Below are 20934 nucleotides of genomic sequence, written 5' to 3'. Positions count from 1 at the left end.
GCTGACCTGTGGCAGGACGACGCGCCCGTACGGGCCGGGGCTGGGATGCCGGCCCTCCCCGTACGGGCGACGCCACCGGTACGCCCCGGCCCCGCCGGGGGCGCCGCGATCGCGCGGCGGAGTCCGATGCAGGGGAGGCTCCGGCTCCGCCGCGCGACGAGGCCGAGCTGGCCCGGGAGATCTGCCTGCGGCAGCTCGCGGTACGCCCCCGCACCCGCGCCGAGCTGGCCGGCGCGCTGGCCCGGCGCGGCATCTCCGAGGAGATCGCCGAGCAGGTCCTCGACCGTTACGACGAGGTGGGCATCGTCGACGACGCCGCCTTCGCCCGTGCCTGGGTGAGCAGCCGGCACAACGGCCGTGGGCTGGCCCGCCGAGCGCTCGCCAACGAGCTGCGCCAGCGCGGTGTCGACGGCGAGGTGGCCGGCGCCGCCCTGGACGGGCTGGACGAGGAGACCGAGGCGGAGACCGCCCGGGCCCTGGTGGAGCGCAAGCTGCGCAGCACCCGGGGCGAGCCGGACGCGGTGTTCCGGCGTCTGGTGGGCATGCTGGCGCGCAAGGGCTATCCGGCCGGGGTGGCGATCCGGGCGGTGAAGGACGCGCTGGCCGCGCAGAGCGCCGAGGCGGCCGAGTTCGCCGAGCACATCGACGCCGACGCGATGGCCGACGCCGAGAACGATCTCGACTCCCGCCGGCTCGACTGACCGACCGGCCGCCCTCGTCGCGGCCGCCGTCCCGAGGAGAGGCGCACACCGGTGCTGAAGGCGTGTCTCAACGGCACACGGCGGCGCGACGAGCATGCCGCCGTGCCACTCAGCCCGGCCGAGTTGGCAGCGGACGCGGTCCGCTGCGCGGCTGCCGGGGTGGCGGCTGTGCACGTGCACCCGCGCGACGACACCGGCGCCGAGTCGCTCGACCCGGCGGTGATCGCCGCGGCTGTCACAGCCGTCCGGGCCGCCCGTCCCGGCCTGCCGGTCGGCGTGAGCACCGGCGCCTGGATCGTTCCCGACCCGGCCGATCGGGTCGCCGCCGTCCGCGCCTGGAGGGTGCTGCCCGACTTCGCCTCGGTCAACGCCCACGAACCCGGAGCGGCCGAGGTCGCCGCCGCGCTGCACGAGCGCGGCGTGATGGTCGAGGCCGGCCTGTGGACCCTGGACGCGGTCGACGCCTGGCGCCGCTGGTCCGCGCCCACCGGGCGGGTCCTCGTCGAATGCATGGCCGAGCAGGTCGAGACGGCGCTCGCCGACGCGGCGGCGATCCTCGCCGCGCTGCCGGCCGGGTGCCCGCCGGTGCTGCTGCACGGCGAAGGGCCGGTCACCTGGCCGGTGTACGCCGAGGCCGTCCGCCGGGGTCTGCACACCCGGATCGGCCTGGAGGACACGCTGCTGCTGCCCGACGGCACCCCGGCCCCCGACAACGTCGCGCTGGTGACCACCGCCCGCGCCCTCGCCTGACCCCACCGCTCCGGGTGGCTTGATCCACTGCAGGTCGGGGAGGTGGCGGGGTCAGAGGCACCGGGATGCCGCCACCTCGGCGAAGTGGAGTTGATCATGGGGGTCGGTCATGGGGATCGGGTGCCGCGAGGGGCCTGAGCAGGCCGGGAGTGCCGGGAAGTGGCGCCGGACGGCGAGGTTTGTCCGGGCCTGTCCGGCATCTGATCACCAATGAGTGACGCCGCAACTTCTCTCCGTCCGGGTGGTTTGATCATGACTTCTTGACCGAACGGCCCCTCGCGACCTAGCCTCGCCATACAGGCTCACTTTGCCCGACCAGCGCAGGCTAAGCGCACAACATAGATCTCGTAACAGAACAGCATCACTTTGGCCAGCTACACCGGCCCTTGACGGGTGCTCCGGAGCCTCCGGAGTGGCCGACAACTGCAACCGGCCGCCAGCGGTGCCCCTCGCGGGTCACCGCCGACGGAAAGCTGCCCAGAGCCAGCCGCTCCGGTCGGGCGTACAGAGCCGCAGGCGCGTGTCCTTCGCGCGTGTCCTGCGGCGCCGACGTTCAGGGGGAGGCGGCCATGGCTGGGCGGCACAGGTTCACCGGCGGTCTGCCACACGGTCCGAGTCCTTCCCCGGAGGGCGGCACCGGCCGCCCGGCCGGCGGAGCGCGGCGGGACGGCGCGTCCGCGTACCGGTGCGGAGCGGCTCGATGAGCGCCTTCGACATCGTTCTCCTCGTGGTGGTGCTGCTGCTGGTCGTGGTGGTGGTCGGCGCCGTGCTGTTCGGCGTGCGTACCCTCCAGCGGCTCAGCCTGGCGCCCGGGCCGGAGGATCCGGCCTTCATCGCGGAGAAGGACCGGCAGGAGCAGTCCCTCGCGGCGCTGCGTACCGCCGCCAGCGAGGCGAACAGCACCATCGACGTGGCGAAGTCCGCGGCCTCGGCGGCGCGTGCCGAGGCGGCTGCCGCCAAGGCCGAGGCGAAGTCCGCCCGGGCCGAGGCGCGGCGGGTGCTCGACGACGCCCGCGCCGAGGCGGACACCGTGCTGGAGCGCGCGCACAAGCAGGCCGAGGCGGACGCCGAGCAGCTGCGCGCCACCGCGCGGCGCAGCGGCGAGCGGGAGGTGGCCGTGCTGGCCGCCACCACCCGGGAGCAGGCGGCCGAGGTGGAACGCCGGGCCGCGCGGATGGACGAGCGGGAACGGCTGCACACCGAGGAGGTGGAGCGGCTGGCCGAGCGGGAGCGGCAGCTCACCGCCGCCACCGCGGCGCTCGCCGCCCGGGAGGCCGCCCTGGCCGAGCGGGAGCGGACGCTGACCGAGGTGGAGGAGCAGCGCCGCCGGGAACTGGAGCGCGTCGCCGGGCTGACCGCCGACGCGGCCCGCGCCGAGCTGGTCGAGTCGATCGAGGGACAGGCCAAGCGGGAGGCCGCGCTGCTGGTCCGCGAGATCGAGGCGGACGCCCGGGGCAGCGCCGAGCAGCGCGCCCGCAACATCGTGGTGGACGCCATCCAGCGGGTCGCCAGCGAGCAGACCGCGGAGAGCGTGGTCAGCGTGCTGCACCTGCCCGGTGACGAGATGAAGGGGCGCATCATCGGCCGCGAGGGGCGCAACATCCGCGCCTTCGAGTCGGTCACCGGCGTCAACCTGATCATCGACGACACCCCCGAGGCGGTGCTGCTGTCCTGCTTCGACCCGGTACGCCGGGAGGTCGGCCGGGTCACGCTGGAGAAGCTGGTGCTCGACGGCCGGATCCACCCGCACCGGATCGAGGAGGTCTACGACCTGGCCCGGCAGGAGGTGGAGGATCTGTGCCTCCGGGCGGCCGAGGACGCGCTGGTCGAGGTCGGCATCACCGAGATCCACCCGGAGCTGGTGACGCTGCTGGGCCGGTTGCGCTACCGCACCTCGTACGGGCAGAACGTGCTCAAGCACCTGGTGGAGACCGCGCACATCGCCGGCGTCATGGCCGCGGAGCTGCGGCTGGACGTGCCGACGATCAAGCGGTGCGCGTTCCTGCACGACATCGGCAAGGCGCTCACCCACGAGGTGGAGGGCAGCCACGCGATCATCGGCGCGGACGTGGCCCGCAAGTACGGCGAGAGCGAGGACGTGGTGCACGCCATCGAGGCGCACCACAACGAGGTGCCGCCGCAGACCATCGAGGCGGTGCTGACCCAGGCGTCGGACGCCTGCTCGGGCGGGCGGCCGGGCGCGCGGCGGGAGAGCCTTGAGGCGTACGTGAAGCGGCTGGAGCGGATCGAGGAGATCGCGGCCGGCAAGCTCGGCGTGGAGAAGGTCTTCGCCATGCAGGCGGGCCGGGAGATCCGGGTGATGGTCAAGCCGGACGACGTGGACGACATCGGCGCGGCGGTGCTGGCCCGGGACGTGGCCAAGCAGATCGAGGAGGAGTTGACCTACCCGGGTCAGATCCGGGTGACAGTGGTGCGCGAGTCCCGGGTCACCGAGATCGCCCGCTGAGACCGGGGGTACACGAAAGGGCTGGCCGTGGACGGCCAGCCCTTTCACGTGTGGCGGGTCAGACGGCGCCGGTGCCCTCGGCCTGCGAGGCGAGCGCGGCCGGCGGCGTGGCCTGCGCCGGGGTGCCGGCGGTCTTGCGGCCCTGGGAGAGCCGGCGCTGGACGTACTGGGCCAGCTTCGACAGCGAGTAGTTGATGGCGATGAACAGCACGGCGATCACCACGTACACCTGGATCGGGTTGCCCAGGACGCCGATGATCTGCTTGCCGATGTTGAGCGTCTCCTCGTAGCTGATGATGAAGCCCAGCGAGGTGTCCTTGAGCACCACCACGAGCTGGCTGATCAGCGCCGGCAGCATGATCCGGAAGGCCTGCGGCAGCAGGATCAGCCCGGTGGTCTGGAACGGGGAGAGCCCGATCGCGGAGGCCGCCTCGGCCTGCCCGCCGGGCAGGCCCTCCATGCCCGAGCGCAGGATCTCGGCGATGACCACGGAGTTGTAGATGGTCAGGCCGATGACGAGGTACCAGAGGTTGTCGAACGAGGCGCCGAACTCGGGGAAGCCGCGCGCCACGAAGAAGATGGTGATGACGACCGGCAGGCCGCGGAACACCTCGACGCAGACCCGGGTCACGGCGGCCAGCACCCAGCTCAGCCCGCGCAGCAGGTACGCCACCGGTGCGGCAGCTCCGGTGAAGCGCCGCCGGGTCAGGCTCTTGAGCTGGATCCGCAGGACGGCGAGCAGGGTGCCGACGACGAGCGACGAGACGATGGCCAGCGCGGCGGCGATCAGGGTGTTCTTGAGGCCGAACCCGATCCGGTCCCAGACGAGCGAGAAGTTCTCGTTCGAGGGGTCGACCAGCGGCCCCCACAGCTCCATCGAGAACTGGCCTTTGTCGGCCAGCGGCCGGTAGATGAACAGGTAGGCGCCGGCCAGCACCACCACGACGGCGATCAGGCTGCTGATGAGCGTGACGCGTCGCTGGCGCGGCCCGGGGATGTCGTAGAGGACGCTCTGCTGGCTCATCGGGCCACCGCCTGTCGCTTCTCGATCCGGTCCAGCAGGGCGCCGAGCGGGACCGTCATGATCAGGTATCCGACGGAGATGCCGATCGCCACCGGGATGAAGGGGTAGCCGCCGGCGGAGGTGAGCTGGTCCGCGGTCTGCGAGAGGTCACCGACCACGCCGAAGAAGCCGACGAGCGCGGAGTTCTTGATCATCGCGATGATGACCGAGCCGAGCGGCACCACCGAGGCCTTCCAGGACTGCGGGAGCACGACGTGCCGCAGGTTCTGGCCGAAGGTGAGGCCCAGCGAACGCGCCGCCTCGGCCTGCCCGGCCGGTACCGCGTTCACGCCGGACCGCAGCGCCTCGCAGACGAACGCGGCGGTGTAGAGGACCAGCGCGATCAGGCCGAACCGGAAGTAGGGCAGGTCGGTGCCGAGCCGGCTGAAGATCGCATCCAGGCCCGGGATGCGCAGGAAGTCGGCGTTGGAGCCCAGCGCCGGCAGGCCGAACGCGGCGAAGAACAGCACCACTGTCAGCGGCAGGTTGCGGAAGACGTTCACGTACGTGGTGCCGACCGCGCGCAGCGGTGGCACCGGCGAGATCCGCAGCACCGCCACGACGGCGCCCAGGATCAGGGCGCCGATCGCGGCGAGAACGCAGATCTGGAGGGTGAGCCAGAACCCGCCCGCGAAGACGTCGAACTTGTCGATGAGCACATTCACGGGTCGGTGTCCTCCCCACCCTCCGGATCTAGCGGATCAGTAGCGGTTGACGGCGGGCGGGTCGCCCAGGGTGGCGCCGAACTTGCCGGCGGTGTCGTCCCACGCCTTCTTCCAGCTGCCGTCCTGGAAGGCCTTGTCGAGCGTGTCGTTGATGAAGTTACGGAAGTCGGTGTCCTCCTTCTTGACACCGATGCCGTACGGCTCCTTGGTGAAGTTGTCGCCGGCCATCTTGAAGGACGCCTCGTCCTTGGCGATGTAGCCCAGCAGGATCACGTTGTCGGTGGTGACGGCGTCGACCTGCTTGCCCTTCAGGGCGTCGCGGCACTTGTCGTAGGTGTCGAAGAGCACCAGCTGCGGGCCGACGTCCTTGACGTACTTCTTGATCTCCTCGGCCGGGGTGGAGCCGGTGACCGAGCAGACCTTCTTGGTGCCGTCCTTGAACGAGTCCGGGCCGGTGATGGCCGTCTCGTCCTTGCGGACCATGATGTTCTGGCCGGCCTCGTAGTACGGCCCGGCGAAGGCGATGCGCTCCTTGCGCTTGTCGTTGATCGTGTAGGTGGCCGCGACCAGGTCGACGGTGCCGTTCACGATGACGTCCTCGCGGACCTTCGACGGCGTCTCGACGTACTCGATCTTGTCCTCGGGGATGTCGAGCGCCTTCACGATCAGCTTGGCGACCTCGACGTCGAAGCCCTCCGGCTTGCCCGACAGGCCCTTCTGGCCGAAGCCCGGCTGGTCGAACTTGGTGCCGACCTTGATCTTCTGGGCCTTGCTCAGCCGCTCCATGGTGCTGCCGGCCGCGAAGTCCTTGCTGCCGGCGCCGGTGCCCTCGTCGTCGCTGTCGCCACCGCAGGCGGACAGGCCGAGCGCCAGAGTCGCCGCCGCGGCAACCGCCGCCACGCGCTTGTAACGCATACTCAATCTCCTTCTTCGACGGAGCCGCCGGGACGACTCCAACTACGGACGCTCAGTGCGTGAGGATCTTGGAGAGGAAGTCCTTGGCCCGCTCGCTGCGCGGGTTCGCGAAGAACTCGGCCGGCGGCGCGTCCTCGACCAGTTGCCCGTCGGCCATGAAGACCACCCGGTTGGCGGCGTGCCGGGCGAAACCCATCTCGTGGGTCACCACGACCATGGTCATGCCCTCGCTCGCCAGGGAGGTCATCACGTCCAGCACCTCGCCGACCATCTCCGGGTCCAGCGCGCTGGTCGGCTCGTCGAAGAGCATCGCCTTGGGCTGCATGGCCAGCGCGCGGGCGATCGCCGCCCGCTGCTGCTGGCCGCCGGAGAGCTGCGCCGGGTACTTGTCCGCCTGGTTGGCGATGCCGACGCGGTCGAGCAGGGCCAGGCCGCGCTCGCGGGCGGCGGCCGGCTTCTCCTTGCGCACCTTGACCGGCCCCAGCGTGACGTTGTCCAGGATCGTCTTGTGGGCGAAGAGGTTGAACGACTGGAAGACCATGCCGACCTCGCTGCGCAGCTTGGCCAGGGGCTTGCCCTCGGCCGGCAGCGGCTGCCCGTCGAACGTGATGGTCCCCTTGTCGATGGGCTCCAGCCGGTTGATCGTCCGGCACAGCGTCGACTTGCCGGAGCCGGACGGGCCGATCACCACGACCACCTCGCCCCGGCCGACGGAGAGGGACACGTCGTCGAGCACGTGCAGCGGCCCGAACCACTTGTTGACCCCGTCGAGCACGATCAGCGGGTCGCCCGTCGTCACGTCGTCCACCGTCCCTGTCGTCCATGCCGGAATTGGGGGTCGAGCGACCCCCGGTTGGGCAACTGTAGGCGCGGTGATGTGGCAGTACGCAACTCAGATGGTCACGGAGCGGTAACACCGGTCACCTGCATACCGGCACGTCCGAATTTTGTCACAGTCCGGGTGGGCCGAGTGGCGCCGAAGGCGCTGGCCAGAGATCATGAGGTGATGACCGACCCGATCCGGCTGACCGACTACGCACGTGGTGGCGGCTGCGCCTGCAAGATCCCTCCGGGCGAGCTGGAGGCGATGGTCGCCGGCCTCGGCGCGACCGGCGGCTCCGCCGACCTGCTGGTCGGGCTGGAGAACGGCGACGACGCCGCGGTGGTCCGGCTGGACGAGCGCACGGGCCTGGTGAGCACGGCCGACTTCTTCACCCCGGTCGTCGACGACGCCTACGACTGGGGCCGCATCGCCGCCGCCAACGCGCTCTCCGACGTGTACGCGATGGGCGGCACCCCGCTCGTCGCGCTGAACCTGCTCTGCTGGCCGCGCGGGGTACTGCCGCCGGAGATGGCCCGAGAGGTGCTGCGCGGCGGTCTGGACGTGGCCCGGGAGGCGAACTGCCACCTGGCCGGCGGGCACAGCGTGGACGACGACAGCCCGAAGTACGGCCTCGCGGTCACCGGCGTGGTCCGGCCGGAGGAGCTGATCACCCTGGACGCCGGGCGGGCCGGGCTGCCGCTGTCGCTGACCAAGCCGCTCGGCGTGGGCGTGCTCAACACCCGGCACAAGCAGACCGGCCAGCGCTTCCCCGAGGCGGTCGAGTCGATGGCCCGGCTCAACCGGGACGCGGCCCGCGCGGCGGTGGCCGCCGGTATCCGCTGCGGCACCGACGTCACCGGCTTCGGCCTGCTCGGGCACGCCTCGAAGCTGGCCCGCGCGAGCCGCCTCACGGTGGCGATCGACGCGGCGGCGGTGCCGTATCTGCCGGGCGCGCGGGAGGCGATGCGCGACGGGTACGTCAGCGGCGGCACTCGGCGCAATCTGGACTGGGTCATCCCGTGGACCGACTTCGGCGGCGCGGACGAGGGGGAACGGCTGCTGCTCGCGGACGCGCAGACCTCGGGCGGGCTGCTGGTCGCCGGCGAGGTGCCGGGCGGGATTGTCATCGGTGAGTTGTTGCCGGCCTCGGACCATCTGATCCGGGTCCGCTGAGTCCTCGACTCACGGCGCGGCAGGGCGGTCGCTGCGGCACCGTACCCGATAAACTGTCATCTTCCAGCTACTCTGGGCAACGTCGCCCGAGGGAATTTTGCCCGGAATGGTCACAGACCGGTAACTTGCGCCCGGCTGAGGGCAAATGCCCTCCACCATCGTCAGTAAGGCCCGATCCGGAGGCCGGTGGAACGAGCGCAGCGAGGAGGCGGCATGACCGAGCTGTGGAACTGGAGAATTGACGGCGGCGAGCCGGTGGAGGTCTACCCGGCACTGGCCGAGGCGCTCGGCCGGGTGGTGATGCCCCTGGCGGTGGCCGACCCGGCCCGGCTCCCCGCGTACGCGGTGGTCTGCGACGTGTGGGAGGCGCCCGGGCTGTACCGCACCGTTGTCGACTGTTACGGCGTGCCCGAGAACCTGGCCGAGCTGCCCGCCATCGCGGCGCTGGCCCGGCTGCTCGGCCGCAACTGCCTGCTGCGCGACGACACGCTCGACGCCGGCCGGCATCTGCTGGTCGCCCCGGACGGCACGATCCGCCCGGTGCACTTCGACGTGGCCGACACCGACGACGGCGAGGTGCTCAGCCACCACCGGCTCTGCACGCAGGCCGACCCGCGCTGCCGGGGCTGGTCGCAGTGCCACCGCTCCCGCTGGGCCCCCGACACGGTCGCCCCGGCGCTCGCCGCCGCCTGACCGCGAGCGCGCGAAGGCGGGCGCGACGGGCGCGCGCCACCGCGCGACGGGCACCGGCGCTCGCCCCGGCGTCGGAGCGGTGGCGGCGCCGGGAGCGTGTGCTCGGCGCCGAGGGCGCCCCGGCCGGTCAGCCCCGGGCCGCCGGCTGCTGGCCCCGCACCACGAGCTGGTCGAGCAGCGTCGCGGTGGCGGCGGCCACGGCGTCCACCGCGGCGTCGAACGCGGCGGCGTTGTGCGCGGCCGGGGTACGGAACCCGGAGATCTTCCGGACGTACTGCAACGCGGCGGCGCGGATGTCCTCCTCGGTGACCACCGGGACGTACGGCTCACGCAGGGTCTTGATGCTCCGGCACATGGCTCCTCCTCGTTCGGTCCGACCAGCTCCACCCGGATACGCTGTCCGGGTCATGACTACCGCAGCCGCGGGCAGCCCGCGCACCTACCAGGTGCGTACGTACGGCTGCCAGATGAACGTGCACGACTCCGAGCGCATCTCCGGCCTCCTCGAGGATGCCGGTTACGTGCGCGCCGCCGAGGCCGACGATCAGCCCGACGTGGTGGTGTTCAACACCTGCGCGGTCCGGGAGAACGCCGACAACCGGCTCTACGGCAACCTGGGTCATCTGCGCCCCGTGAAGGCGAAGCACCCCGGGATGCAGATCGCCGTCGGCGGCTGCCTGGCCCAGAAGGACCGCGGCGACATCGTCCGCAAGGCGCCCTGGGTGGACGTCGTCTTCGGCACGCACAACATCGGCGCGCTGCCGGCGCTGCTGGACCGGGCACGGCACAACGCCGCGGCCGAGGTGGAGATCCTGGAGTCGCTGGAGGTGTTCCCCTCCACGCTGCCGACCCGGCGCGAGTCGACGTACGCCGGATGGGTCTCGATCTCCGTCGGCTGCAACAACACCTGCACGTTCTGCATCGTGCCCTCCCTGCGCGGCAAGGAGAAGGACCGCCGCCCCGGCGACGTCCTCGCCGAGGTGCGCGCGCTCGCCGACGCTGGCGTGCTGGAGGTGACGCTGCTCGGGCAGAACGTCAACTCGTACGGCGTCGAGTTCGGCGACCGGTACGCGTTCGGCAAGCTGCTGCGCGCCTGCGGCGACATCGACGGGCTGGAGCGGGTGCGGTTCACCAGCCCGCACCCGAAGGACTTCACCGACGACGTGATCGCGGCGATGGCGGAGACGCCGAACGTCTGCCACTCGCTGCACATGCCGTTGCAGTCCGGCTCGGACGACGTGCTGCGGGCGATGCGCCGCTCGTACCGGTCGGAGCGTTACCTGGGGATCATCTCCAAGGTCCGGGCGGCGATGCCGGACGCGGCGATCACCACCGACATCATCGTCGGCTTCCCCGGCGAGACCGAGGCCGACTTCGCCCGCACGCTCGACGTGGTCCGGGAGGCGCGGTTCTCGTCGGCGTTCACGTTCCAGTACTCCAAGCGCCCCGGCACCCCGGCCGCCACGATGGACGGGCAGTTGCCCAAGCAGGTCGTGCAGGAGCGCTACGAGCGGCTGATCGCCTGCGTCGAGGAGATCACCTGGGCGGAGAACAAGAAGCTGGTCGGGGAGACCGTCGAGGTGCTCGTGGCAGTCGGCGAGGGCCGCAAGGACGAGCGCACCGGCCGGATGTCCGGCCGGGCCCGCGACGGCCGCCTCGTGCACTTCGCCACCGGCGAGCTGGCCGGGCAGATCCGCCCCGGCGACATCGTGCACACAGTCGTCACGTACGCCGCCCCGCACCACCTGAACGCCGACGGCGCGCCGCTGGCGCACCGGCGTACCCGGGCCGGTGACGCGGCCGAGGCGGGACAGGTTCCGCGTACCCCCGGGGTGCTGCTCGGGCTGCCGACGATCGGCGCGCCGGCCCCGTCACCGGCCCCCACCGGCGGCTGCGCCGCCCACTGACCGCCCCCGTGTAAGGAAGGGCCCCCTTTTAACACTCGGTGTTAAGAGGGGGCCCTTCCTCTACCGCAGGCGTTAATAAGGGGCCCTTCCTTGCACGGTCAGCAAGCGGTGCCGTTGAGCTTGACCGTGGCGGGGGCGGCGGCGGTGCCGTTGGCGGTGAAGCCGACGGTGACCGACGCTCCCGCCGCCAGCGACGACGCCCAGCCCGGCGCGGCCGCCGTCACAGTGGTGCCGGACTGCGTGACTGTGGCGTTCCAGCCGCTGGCCAGCGTCACCCCGGACGGCCAGGTCCAGGTGGCCGACCACGGGTTCACCGCGGCGGTGCCGGTGTTCTTGACCGTCAGCTCACCCTGGAAGCCACCCGACCAGGAGTTGATCTGCTTGTAGGTGGCGGTGCAGCCACCGGTGACGGGCGGCGGCGGGGTGGTCGGCGCCGGCGAGGTGTTCGGGGTGCCGGTGGGGGACGGGCTGGTGGTGCCGCCACCGCCGGTCGGCGGGATCAGGTACGGCGTGAGGATGTCCTGCTTCGGCTGGTTGATAGTGGTCCAGTCGTCGTTGGCGATGCCGCCGGTGTCACCGGAGTTCGGGTTCCACGACCAGTACGTGAACGACATGCCGTTCACGCCGGTCCCGGTGTACGCCATCAGGTTCTGCAGCCAGATCTTGTCCTTGGGGTCCTGGAGCGTGGTGCCGAACTCGCCCATCATGATCGGCGCGATGTTCTGCTTGTACAGGTAGCCCCAGTACTTGTCCCAGATGGCCGGCATGTTCGCCGGGTAGGTCGGGTCGTCGAACCAGGCCTGGCGGTACACCGAGGTGGCGTACTCGTGCGGCGAGTAGACCAGCCGGTTCGCCACGTTCAGCCGGACCGGGAACTGCCCGGCCTTGGACAGGTTGCCGCCCCACCAGCCGCAGTCCTCGTCGTTGCTGGGGTCGTTGTCCCAGACGTTCGACAGGCCGCCGCTCGGGCAGCTCACCCCCTCCACGAAGATCAGCCAGTTCGGCTGCACGCCGAGGATCGCGTTGCCGGCCCGCTCGGCGGCCAGCCGCCAGTCCCGGGCGGTGTCGCCGCAGCCCCAGCAGGCGCCGGTGGCGGCCGGGTTGGTGCCCTCGGCGTGCGGCTCGTTGTGCAGGTCCGCGCCGATCACAGTGGTGTTGCCCGCGTACCGCTGGGCGAGCATCTTCCAGTCGTTGATCCAGGTCGCCTCGGAGACCGTCGAGGTGTACCAGAGCGGCGACTGACCGGCCGACGTCGGCCGGTGCCGGTCCAGGATGACCCGCATCCCCTTGCTGCCCGCGTAGTCGATGACCTTGTCGAGGATCTGCAACGGGGAGAGCCCGATCAGGTCCGGGTTGACGAAGTCGTTGATGCCGGTCGCCGTCGCGCCGGCCTTGAGCGCGTCGTTCGAGTACGGGATGCGCAGCGTGTTGTAGCCCAGCCGGGCCATGGTGTCGAGCTGCGAGCGCCACGGGTTGCTCGACCACAGGCCGTGGAACGTCTTGTTGTCGGTCTCCATCCCGAACCAGTTGATGCCGGTCAGCCGGACTGTCGTGCCCGTGCTGTCGACGATCTTGTTGCCGCTGGTGTGCAGGTAACCGGTGCCGGTGCCACCGGCAGCCGCGGCGGCCGGTGCGGTGGAGACGGCGGCGGCGACGAGAACGCCGGCCGCTGCGGTGGCGAGCGCCGTCAGGGCGCCGCCGAGGGCGGTGCGTCGGTGCATGGAAGCTCCACTTCGGATGCCCGCGCCGCGCAGGCGCCGCGGGCGGCAGGACCAGGAGGCACGTCCCGCTCGTCATCGAGTACGCGCGCAGCGCGCGCCGGGCCGTGTCGTGTGGACGGCCAACCGCGAGATGTCGCACCGGCGACCGTCGACGGCGAGATCAGCCGTCGGTGCCCTCGTGCCGGTGCCTGAACCTGGCTCCGCCGCTCATTCTGATCAGCCTGTCTCGATGCGTCAACCCGGCCCGGACGCAGGTGAGCCCCCGGCCGGTCCGGCCGGGGGCTCACCCGATGTGTCTGTCCGCCGGCCTGCCCGGCCGGGGTGCTCGCGTCAGCCGGCCTGCTCGGCGAGCTGGAGGAACTGCCGCTTCGACGCGAGCGCCTGCTCGGCCTCCTTGATCCGGCGGGTGTCACCGGCGGCCTGGGCCCGGGCCAGCCGGTCCTCGGCCTCGGCGACCTGGGCGCGCATCTGCGCCAGCAGCGGGTTGTCCTCCTTGGAGGTACGCCGCCACGCCGAGTCCATCACCTCGCGGACCTTGTCGTCCACGGCCCGCAGCCGGCGCTCCAGCCCGGAGGCGGCCTCGCGGGGCACGCGACCGGCCTCGTGCCACTGCGCCTGGATCTCCCGCAGCTTCGCCTGGGCGCCCTTCGGGTCGCCGTCGACGTCGAGCGCCTCGGCCTCGGCCAGCAGCGCCTGCTTGCGCTCCAGGTTGGCGCGCTGCTCGTTGTCGCGCGCCGAGAAGACCTCGCTGCGCCGGCTGAAGAACTCGTCCTGCGCGGCCCGGAACCGTTCCCAGAGCTTCTGCTCGGCCTCCTTGGCGGCGCGCGGCGCGGCCTTCCACTGGGCCATCAGGTCCTTGAGCTGACCGGCGGTGACGCCCCAGTCGGTGGACTCCTTGAGCTTCTCCGCCTCGGCGACCAGCTCCTCCTTGACCGTCTGCGCCTGCTTGCGCTGCTGGTCGAGGGAGGCGAAGTGGGCGCCCCGGCGGCGGGTGAAGCCGTCCCGGGCGGCCGCGAACCGCTTCCACAGCTCACCGTCGGTCTTCTTGTCGACGCCGCGGATGGTCTTCCACTCGTCGAGGATCTCCTTGAGCCGGTCCCCGGCGGTCTTCCAGCCGGTCGACTCGGCGGCCAGCTTCTCGGCCTCCTCGACCAGGGCGGTCTTGCGCGCCAGCGCCTCACCCCGGGCGGCCTCGCGGGCCGCCTTGGCCTCGCCGGCCTTCTCCTCGGCGAGGACGGCGAGCTTGTCCAGCCGGGCGGCCAGCGCGTCGAGGTCACCGACCACGTGCGCCTCGGCCAGCGAACCGCGGATCCGCCGGATCGTGGTCAGGGAGTGGCCGGCGTCAGCCGCGCCCGAGTTGAGCCGGGCCTCGGTCAGGTCGACCTCGGTCACCAGATCGGCGTAGCGCCGGGCGAAATGGGCGAGCCCTTCCTCCGGTGCGCCCGCCTGCCAGGATCCGACCACCCGCTCGCCCTCGGCGGTCTTGACGTAGACGGTGCCGTCCTCGTCCACCCGTCCGAAGGCAGTCCAGTCGCTCATGTGCCCATCCTCGTTCTCCCGGCGTCGAGGGGACAGTCCCCTCGAATCGCCGCCACGGCGCAGCAAACTTTCTCCCGGCATTGTCACAGGTCCGACCCGGTCCGTGTCGAGCGCCTGCCGTCGACCGTGACCATACGGTGTCGTACGCCCTCGATGACCGGATCGGCGCGGGGACGCACCGGCGGATCCCGATAGGTTGGGGGGCGTGCCACTGGTCGCCGCCGCCGTCTGCCCCCATCCGCCGTTGATCGTGCCCGAGCTGGCCGGGGCCGCCGCGCCTGAGCTGGACGACCTGCGCGCCGCCGCCGACGCCGCTGTCGCCCGGCTGCTCGCCGCCGAGCCCGAGGCGATCCTGCTGATCGGCGGTGGACCGGAGACCGTCCGGTTCAACGCCGCCGAGCACGGTTCGCTGCGCCCGTACGGCCTGGACCGGCACGTGCGGCTCTGGAAGGTCAACTGCGCGGGCGGGGACCGCCTGCCGTTGAGCCTGACCGTCGGCGCGTGGCTGCTCAACCGCTCCGGCACCGAACTGCCCCGCCTGGCCCGGTCGGTGGCACACGACGCCACGCCGGCGGAGTGCGCGGCGTTCGGCGCGAGCCTGATCGACGACGACGATCCGCGGGTCGCGCTGCTCGTGCTCGGTGACGGGTCCGCCTGCCGCGGCGTCACCGCGCCGGGGTACGACGACTCGCGCGCCGAGGCGTACGACGAAGGGGTTGCGGTTGCCCTGGCCGGCGCGGACACGGCGGCGCTGCGCGACCTGGACCCGGTGCTGTCGGCGCAGTTGCGGGTCGCCGGGCGCGCGCCGTGGCAGGTGCTGGCCGGCGCGGTCGACGCGGCCGGCGGCGACTGGCGGGGTGAGCTGGGCTACCACCGCGCCCCCTACGGCGTTGCCTACTTCGTGGCGAACTGGGAGCGGGTGTGACAGTCGTCGCCGTGGTCGGGCCGACCGCGGCCGGGAAGTCGGCGCTGAGCATCGCGCTGGCGCACGCGCTCGGCGGCGAGGTGGTCAACGCCGACTCGATGCAGCTCTACCGGGGCATGGACATCGGCACCGCGAAGCTGACGCCGGCCGAACGCGAGGGTGTGCCGCATCACCTGCTGGACATCTGGCCGGTGACCGAGCCGGCGAGCGTCGCGGAATACCAGGCGCTGGCCCGCGCGGCCGTCGACGACATCCTGGCCCGGGGGCGGGTGCCGCTGCTGGTCGGCGGCTCCGGGCTGTACGTGCGGGCGGTGCTGGAACAGTTCGAGTTCCCGGGCACCGACCCGGCGCTGCGGGAGCGGCTGGAGGCGGAACTGGCCGCTGTCGGTCCGCTGCCGCTGCACGCGCGGCTGGCCGAGGCGGATCCCGGGGCGGCGGCGAGCATCCTGCCCACCAACGGGCGGCGAATCGTGCGAGCGCTGGAGGTGATCGAGCTGACCGGCGCGCCGTTCACCGCGTCGCTGCCGTCGCCCACGCCGTACTACCCGTCGGTGCAGCTCGGCGTCGACCTGGACACGGCAGTGCTGGACGAGCGGATCGCGCTGCGGGTGGACCGGATGTGGGCCGACGGGCTGGTCGACGAGGTGCGGGCGCTGGTCGCCGACGGGCTGCCCGAGGGGCGCACGGCCAGCCGGGCGCTCGGCTACCAGCAGGTGCTGCGGTTCCTGGCCGGGGAGCTGACCGAGGCCGAAGCGTACGAGGAGACCATCCGCGCCACCCGCCGGTTCGTCCGGCGGCAGCGCTCCTGGTTCCGGCGTGACCCGCGCGTGCACTGGCTGGACTCGGCGTCGCCCGCGTTTCTCGACACTGCCCTGCGGGTGGTCGCCGAGCATCGGGGATGATGGGGGCGTGGAGTTCACGAAGGGTCACGGCACCGGCAACGACTTCGTCATCCTGCCCGACCCGGACGGCACGCTCGACCTGACACCCGGCCTGGTCGCCGCGCTCTGCGACAGGCGGCGCGGCCTCGGCGGCGACGGCGTGCTGCGCGTGGTGCGCGCGGCCAAGCACCCCGAGGGCGTCGCGCTGGCCGGCGAGGCCGAGTGGTTCATGGACTACTGGAACTCCGACGGCTCGTTCGCCGAGATGTGCGGCAACGGGGCCCGCGTGTTCGTCCGCTACCTGCTGGACCGTTCGCTGGCCGCCGCCGCCGCCGCCGCCGCCGCCTCGTCCTCGTCGGGCGGGACGCTGCCGATCGCCACCCGCGCGGGCCTGGTCCGGGCCCGTGTCGAGGGCGCGGACGTGGCGGTCGAGATGCGCCGCCCCCGGCTGTACGACACGGCGACCGCCACGCTCGGCGGGCTGACGCTGCCCGGCGCCGCCGTGGACGTCGGCAACCCGCACCTGGTGTGCGCGCTGCCCGCCGCGCTGGAGCTGACCGCGCTCGACCTCACCCGCGCGCCCGAGGTGGACGCCGGGATGTTCCCGGCCGGCGTGAACGTCGAGTTCACCACGCCGGGAGAGCCGGTCACCGGCGCCGACGCGCACGTGCTGATGCGGGTCTACGAGCGCGGCTCGGCCGAGACGCTCTCCTGCGGCACCGGCGCGTGCGCGGTCGGCGCGGTGGCGTTGCGCGACGCCGGCCTCGACACCGGCACGGTGGCGGTAGACGTGCCCGGCGGACGCCTGACGGTCACCGTGACAGCCGACTCGTGCTGGCTGTCCGGCCCCGCGGTCCTGGTGGCCACAGGCACCCTGACCCCCTCCGCCCTGACCCCCTGACCGGCGCCCTCTCTCCGCCTGTGGGGCCCCCGTCGCGGTCGATCAAGGAGTTTGCGGCCGATTTCCGGCGTTCCGGTGACCCGAACTCCTTGGTCAACACGGGCAGGGCGAGTGGTGCCCGCGCCCCTGGCAGGCGTGGCCTCGCCCCGTCCCCACTCGCCCCGGCGCACTGCCGCCCGGCATGATCAACACCAGCTCGCCGAAGTGGTGGGGTCGCGGAGCCTCTGATGGCACTACCTCGGGGAACTGGTGTTGATCAAGGGTGATGATGCCGCCACTTCGGGGAAGTGGAGTCGATCAAGCCGGGGTGAGGGGCCTTCTGGCTGACTTGTCCGTCTCAAGGCGGAGCGCTGTCGGAGATCTTGGAAGATTCGGGCCCCTATGAGGGCCATTTCCTTCCAAGATCTCGCGGGGACGCCTGACTGCGCTGGGTGCGGATGCGGAGAGGCGTGCGCTCGTGCGCCGCCCCGGTCGGAGGCGCTGCCTCGCGAGGAGCGTTGCCGCAAGAGTGCTGTCCCGCGAGGAGGTGCTGTTCCGCGAGGAGGTGCTGTTCCGCGAGGAGGTGCTGTTCCGCGAGGAGGTGCTGTTCCGCGAGGAGGTGCCCTGCGAGAGGGTGCCGGGAGCGGGAGGAACGTGTCAGGGGGTGGCGCTGGCGTTGGCGGCGATCTCGGGCAGGTCGGCCGGGCCCGGGTCGGCCGCCGGTGCCGGCGTGGCGGCCGGGTTCTGGGCGGCGGCCCGCACGGCGGCGGCCACGGCCGGGGCGACCCGGGAGTCGAAGACGCTGGGCACGATCACCGTCGGGTTGATCTTCTCCTCGCCGACCACGTCGGCGATGGCCCGGGCGGCCGCGAGCGCCATCTCCTCGGTGAACTCCTCGGCGTGCGCGTCGAGCATGCCGCGGAACACGCCGGGGAAGGCGAGCACGTTGTTGATCTGGTTGGGCTGGTCCGAGCGGCCGGTGGCGACCACTGCGGCGTACTTGCGCGCCTCGCGCGGGTCGACCTCGGGGTCGGGGTTCGCCAGCGCGAAGACGATCGAGTCCTTCGCCATCTGGGCGATGTCGTCGCCGGTGAGCAGGTTCGGCGCGCTGACGCCGATGAACACGTCCGCGCCGCGTACCGCACCGGCCAGGTCGCCGGAGTAGTTCTCCTTGTTGGTGTTCTCGGCCAGCCACTGCCAGGCCGGGTTGAGGTCCGGCAGGCCGCGGTGCAGGGCGCCCTGGCGGTCGTACGCGATGATGTCGCCGACGCCCTGGCGCAGCAGCAGCTTCATGATCGCGGTGCCGGCCGCGCCGGCGCCGGAGACCACGACCCGGACGTCCGCGAGCTGCTTGCCCACGACGCGCAGCGCGTTGGTGAGCGCGGCCAGCACGCAGATCGCGGTGCCGTGCTGGTCGTCGTGGAAGACCGGGATGTCGAGGGCCTCGCGCAGCCGGGCCTCGATCTCGAAGCAGCGCGGCGCGGCGATGTCCTCCAGGTTGATCCCGCCGTACGCGGGCGCGATCGCCTTGACGATCGCCACGATCTCGTCGGTGTCCTGCGTGTCCAGCACCACCGGCCAGGCGTCCACCCCGCCGAAGCGCTTGAACAGCGCGGCCTTGCCCTCCATCACCGGCAGCGAGGCGGCCGGGCCGAGGTTGCCCAGGCCGAGCACGGCGGTGCCGTCGCTGACCACGGCGACGGTGTTGCGCTTGATGGTGAGCCGGCGGGCGTCGGCCGGGTTCTCCGCGATGGCCATGCAGACCCGGGCCACCCCCGGGGTGTACGCGCGGGACAGCTCGTCGCGGGTGCGCAGCGCGACCTTCGGGGTCACCTCGATCTTGCCGCCGAGGTGCAGCAGGAACGTGCGGTCGGAGACCTTGCGCACGTCCACCCCGTCGAGCGCGGTGAGCGCGTCGACCACCTGGTCGGCGTGCCCGGCGTCGGCGGTGTCGCAGGTGAGGTCGACGATCACGTGCGCGGGGTCGGAGTCGACCACGTCCAGCGCGGTGACGATGGCCCCGGCCTCGCCGGCGGCGGTGGTGAGCCGGCCGATGGAGGTGGCGTCGGCGGGTACCGCGATCCGGATGGTGATGGAGAATCCGGCACTCGGCAGTCGTGTGTTGGCCACGAGAAACTCCTCCGTCGGCGCTGAGCGGCTCGACTGGCATTTCTACTCGCCCGCCCAGGTCGCCCGGCATCCGCCCCCGCTACCCGTCGGTAGCGTCACGGGCATAAGACAGGTGCGCCCGGCGTTGACACATGTCAGGATTGCTGTCACGCGCCGAAAATTCTCGGCGATGCACATAACGGACAGGAGACGCAGTTTGCGCGAGCAGGAGACCTTCCATCCCTACGAGGACGACGAGCTCGAGGCCACCACGGGTGAGTACGAGCTGTCGGAGCGGCAGGCGCTGCGGCGGGTCCCCGGCCTCTCCACCGAACTCACCGACATCACCGAGGTCGAATACCGCCAGCTGCGGCTGGAGCGGGTCGTCCTGGTCGGGGTCTGGACCGAGGGCACGCAGACCGACGCCGACAACAGCCTCACCGAGTTGGCGGCGCTGGCCGAGACGGCCGGCTCGCAGGTGCTCGAAGGGCTGATCCAGCGCCGGCACCGGCCCGACCCGGCCACGTACATCGGCCGCGGCAAGGTCGACGACCTGGGCGCCGTGGTGCTCGCCACCGGCGCCGACACGATCATCTGCGACGGTGAGCTGTCGCCGTCGCAGCTGCGCAACCTGGAGCAGCGCACCAAGGTCAAGGTGGTCGACCGGACCGCCCTGATCCTGGACATCTTCGCCCAGCACGCCAAGAGCAAGGAGGGCAAGGCGCAGGTCGAGCTGGCCCAGCTCGAATACCTGCTGCCGCGCCTGCGCGGTTGGGGCGAGACGCTGTCCCGGCAGACCGGTGGTAGCGGTCGCGGCGGTGGCGCCGGCGGCGGCGTGGGTCTGCGCGGTCCCGGTGAGACCAAGCTGGAGACCGACCGGCGGCGCATCCGCCACCGCATCGCGCGGCTGCGCCGCGAGATCAAGAGCATGGCGACGGTACGCCAGACCAAGCGCGCCCGGCGCACCCGTAACGCGGTGCCCGCGGTGGCCATCGCCGGCTACACCAACGCCGGCAAGTCCAGCCTGCTCAACCGCCTCACCGGGGCGGGCGTGCTGGTGGAGAACGCGCTGTTCGCCACGCTGGACCCGACCACCCGGCGCGCCACCACGTCCGACGGGCGGCTCTACACGCTGTCCGACACCGTCGGCTTCGTCCGGCACCTGCCGCACCAGATCGTCGAGGCGTTCCGCTCGACGCTGGAGGAGGTCGCCGACGCGGACCTGGTCGTGCACGTGGTCGACGGCACCCACCCGGACCCGGAGGAGCAGGTCCGGGCGGTACGCGAGGTGCTCGCCGAGGTGGGCGCCGACCGGCTGCCGGAACTACTGGTGGTGAACAAGACCGACGCCACCGACGAGGAGACGATGCTGCGGCTCAAGCGGCTCTGGCCGGACGCCGTGTTCGTCTCCGCGTACAGCGGGCGCGGGATCGACGAGATGCGTGAGGCGGTCGAGCGGCGGCTGCCCCGGCCGGCCGTCGAGGTGCGCGTCGTGCTCCCGTACGACCGGGGTGACCTGGTGGCCCGGGTGCACCGGCAGGGTGAGGTGCTCAGCACCGCGCACCTGCCCGAGGGCACGCTGCTGCACGTACGGGTGGGCCAGGGGCTCGCCGCCGAGCTCGCGCCCTACCGGGCGGGGGATCGGCTGACCAGCGACGAGCGGGTGGGCGCCAGACGGTGAGCCGTCCGGCGTCACCCGCCGGAAACCCCCGCCGTGCGACA

18 protein-coding genes are annotated in these 20934 nt (G+C 72.1%); 10 read left to right on the top strand and 8 right to left on the bottom strand.

Annotated features, from left to right (window positions below; all coding sequences use genetic code 11):
- The first annotated feature begins 8 nt into the window (after window positions 1–8).
- The 3 genes from AMK25_RS21715 to rny all read left to right on the top strand — a co-directional run bounded on the left by AMK25_RS21715 (window position 9) and on the right by rny (window position 3918).
- A complete protein-coding gene (locus AMK25_RS21715; protein ID WP_073830226.1) occupies window positions 9–701 on the top strand; it encodes a regulatory protein RecX in 693 nt (230 codons plus the stop codon).
- Between the two features lie 51 nt (window positions 702–752).
- Complete coding sequence (locus AMK25_RS21710; RefSeq protein WP_073830225.1) at window positions 753–1451, top strand: 3-keto-5-aminohexanoate cleavage protein; 699 nt, start codon at window positions 753–755, stop codon at window positions 1449–1451.
- A 700-nt stretch (window positions 1452–2151) separates the two neighbouring features.
- A complete protein-coding gene (gene rny / locus AMK25_RS21705; RefSeq protein ID WP_073830224.1) occupies window positions 2152–3918 on the top strand; it encodes a ribonuclease Y in 1767 nt (588 codons plus the stop codon).
- A 58-nt stretch (window positions 3919–3976) separates the two neighbouring features.
- On the opposite strand, the gene AMK25_RS21700 is transcribed toward rny, so the two are convergent.
- From AMK25_RS21700 to AMK25_RS21685, 4 genes are read right to left on the bottom strand one after another with little or no spacing between them, the layout of a single operon-like run.
- A complete protein-coding gene (locus AMK25_RS21700; protein WP_073830223.1) occupies window positions 3977–4942 on the bottom strand; it encodes an amino acid ABC transporter permease in 966 nt (321 codons plus the stop codon).
- Window positions 4939–5646 carry an amino acid ABC transporter permease gene (locus AMK25_RS21695; RefSeq protein ID WP_073830222.1) on the bottom strand — a complete coding sequence of 236 codons (708 nt, stop codon included), beginning with the start codon at window positions 5644–5646 and terminating at the stop codon, window positions 4939–4941. The genes AMK25_RS21700 and AMK25_RS21695 overlap by 4 nt, the downstream gene beginning before the upstream one ends.
- A 36-nt stretch (window positions 5647–5682) precedes the next feature.
- Window positions 5683–6561, bottom strand: a complete 879-nt coding sequence (locus tag AMK25_RS21690; protein WP_073830221.1) for a glutamate ABC transporter substrate-binding protein — start codon at window positions 6559–6561, stop codon at window positions 5683–5685.
- A gap of 52 nt (window positions 6562–6613) precedes the next feature.
- Window positions 6614–7369, bottom strand: coding sequence for an amino acid ABC transporter ATP-binding protein (locus tag AMK25_RS21685; RefSeq protein ID WP_073830220.1), 756 nt, complete (start codon window positions 7367–7369; stop codon window positions 6614–6616).
- A 198-nt stretch (window positions 7370–7567) separates the two neighbouring features.
- Between AMK25_RS21685 and selD the strand changes: the two genes are divergently transcribed.
- The gene (selD, locus tag AMK25_RS21680; protein WP_073830219.1) at window positions 7568–8557 is read left to right on the top strand and encodes a selenide, water dikinase SelD; all 990 of its coding nucleotides are present in this window, start codon (window positions 7568–7570) and stop codon (window positions 8555–8557) included.
- 213 nt (window positions 8558–8770) lie between these two features.
- Window positions 8771–9250: a hypothetical protein gene (locus AMK25_RS21675; RefSeq protein ID WP_073830218.1), complete on the top strand. Its 480-nt coding sequence runs from the start codon at window positions 8771–8773 to the stop codon at window positions 9248–9250.
- A gap of 127 nt (window positions 9251–9377) precedes the next feature.
- Here AMK25_RS21675 and AMK25_RS21670 read toward each other — a convergent pair whose 3' ends face one another.
- Window positions 9378–9605, bottom strand: a complete 228-nt coding sequence (locus AMK25_RS21670; protein WP_013284740.1) for a DUF2277 family protein — start codon at window positions 9603–9605, stop codon at window positions 9378–9380.
- A 52-nt stretch (window positions 9606–9657) separates the two neighbouring features.
- On the opposite strand from AMK25_RS21670, the gene miaB reads away from it, so the two are divergent.
- Window positions 9658–11157: a tRNA (N6-isopentenyl adenosine(37)-C2)-methylthiotransferase MiaB gene (gene miaB, locus AMK25_RS21665; RefSeq protein WP_073830217.1), complete on the top strand. Its 1500-nt coding sequence runs from the start codon at window positions 9658–9660 to the stop codon at window positions 11155–11157.
- Window positions 11158–11255: 98 nt separating this feature from the next.
- Here the strand turns inward: miaB and AMK25_RS21660 are convergent, their stop codons facing one another.
- A complete protein-coding gene (locus AMK25_RS21660; RefSeq protein WP_073830216.1) occupies window positions 11256–12878 on the bottom strand; it encodes a cellulase family glycosylhydrolase in 1623 nt (540 codons plus the stop codon).
- A 330-nt stretch (window positions 12879–13208) separates the two neighbouring features.
- On the bottom strand, window positions 13209–14417 hold the full coding sequence (locus AMK25_RS21655) for a DUF349 domain-containing protein (RefSeq protein ID WP_073830215.1): 1209 nt from the start codon (window positions 14415–14417) through the stop codon (window positions 13209–13211).
- A gap of 196 nt (window positions 14418–14613) precedes the next feature.
- On the opposite strand from AMK25_RS21655, the gene AMK25_RS21650 reads away from it, so the two are divergent.
- Genes AMK25_RS21650 through dapF form a run of 3 tightly spaced genes read left to right on the top strand, consistent with a single transcriptional unit; the run spans window position 14614 to window position 17124 of the window.
- Window positions 14614–15342, top strand: coding sequence for a hypothetical protein (locus AMK25_RS21650; RefSeq protein WP_198937624.1), 729 nt, complete (start codon window positions 14614–14616; stop codon window positions 15340–15342).
- Window positions 15327–16244, top strand: coding sequence for a tRNA (adenosine(37)-N6)-dimethylallyltransferase MiaA (miaA, locus tag AMK25_RS21645; RefSeq protein ID WP_241826456.1), 918 nt, complete (start codon window positions 15327–15329; stop codon window positions 16242–16244). The genes AMK25_RS21650 and miaA overlap by 16 nt, the downstream gene beginning before the upstream one ends.
- Window positions 16245–16251: 7 nt before the next feature.
- Window positions 16252–17124 carry a diaminopimelate epimerase gene (gene dapF, locus AMK25_RS21640; RefSeq protein WP_073830212.1) on the top strand — a complete coding sequence of 291 codons (873 nt, stop codon included), beginning with the start codon at window positions 16252–16254 and terminating at the stop codon, window positions 17122–17124.
- 636 nt (window positions 17125–17760) lie between these two features.
- On the opposite strand, the gene AMK25_RS21635 is transcribed toward dapF, so the two are convergent.
- On the bottom strand, window positions 17761–19233 hold the full coding sequence (locus AMK25_RS21635) for an NAD-dependent malic enzyme (RefSeq protein WP_073830211.1): 1473 nt from the start codon (window positions 19231–19233) through the stop codon (window positions 17761–17763).
- A gap of 196 nt (window positions 19234–19429) precedes the next feature.
- On the opposite strand from AMK25_RS21635, the gene hflX reads away from it, so the two are divergent.
- Window positions 19430–20893, top strand: coding sequence for a GTPase HflX (gene hflX, locus AMK25_RS21630; RefSeq protein WP_073830210.1), 1464 nt, complete (start codon window positions 19430–19432; stop codon window positions 20891–20893).
- Window positions 20894–20934 lie beyond the last annotated feature (41 nt).

The organism is Micromonospora sp. TSRI0369, assembly GCF_001905625.1.
GTDB classification, from domain to species: Bacteria; Actinomycetota; Actinomycetes; order Mycobacteriales; family Micromonosporaceae; genus Micromonospora; species Micromonospora echinospora_A.
The sequence above is the reverse complement of the archived record's forward strand: the minus strand, read 5'-3'. Positions and strand labels throughout refer to the sequence as shown.

Coding starts and splice junctions, on each gene's coding strand:
- rny (WP_073830224.1), top strand. CDS start 2,152: ATGAGCGCCTTCGACATCGTTCTCCTCGTGGTGGTGCTGCTGCTGGTC.
- AMK25_RS21700 (WP_073830223.1), bottom strand. CDS start 4,942: ATGAGCCAGCAGAGCGTCCTCTACGACATCCCCGGGCCGCGCCAGCGA.
- AMK25_RS21690 (WP_073830221.1), bottom strand. CDS start 6,561: ATGCGTTACAAGCGCGTGGCGGCGGTTGCCGCGGCGGCGACTCTGGCG.
- selD (WP_073830219.1), top strand. CDS start 7,568: ATGACCGACCCGATCCGGCTGACCGACTACGCACGTGGTGGCGGCTGC.
- AMK25_RS21675 (WP_073830218.1), top strand. CDS start 8,771: ATGACCGAGCTGTGGAACTGGAGAATTGACGGCGGCGAGCCGGTGGAG.
- AMK25_RS21670 (WP_013284740.1), bottom strand. CDS start 9,605: ATGTGCCGGAGCATCAAGACCCTGCGTGAGCCGTACGTCCCGGTGGTC.
- miaB (WP_073830217.1), top strand. CDS start 9,658: ATGACTACCGCAGCCGCGGGCAGCCCGCGCACCTACCAGGTGCGTACG.
- AMK25_RS21660 (WP_073830216.1), bottom strand. CDS start 12,878: ATGCACCGACGCACCGCCCTCGGCGGCGCCCTGACGGCGCTCGCCACC.
- AMK25_RS21655 (WP_073830215.1), bottom strand. CDS start 14,417: ATGAGCGACTGGACTGCCTTCGGACGGGTGGACGAGGACGGCACCGTC.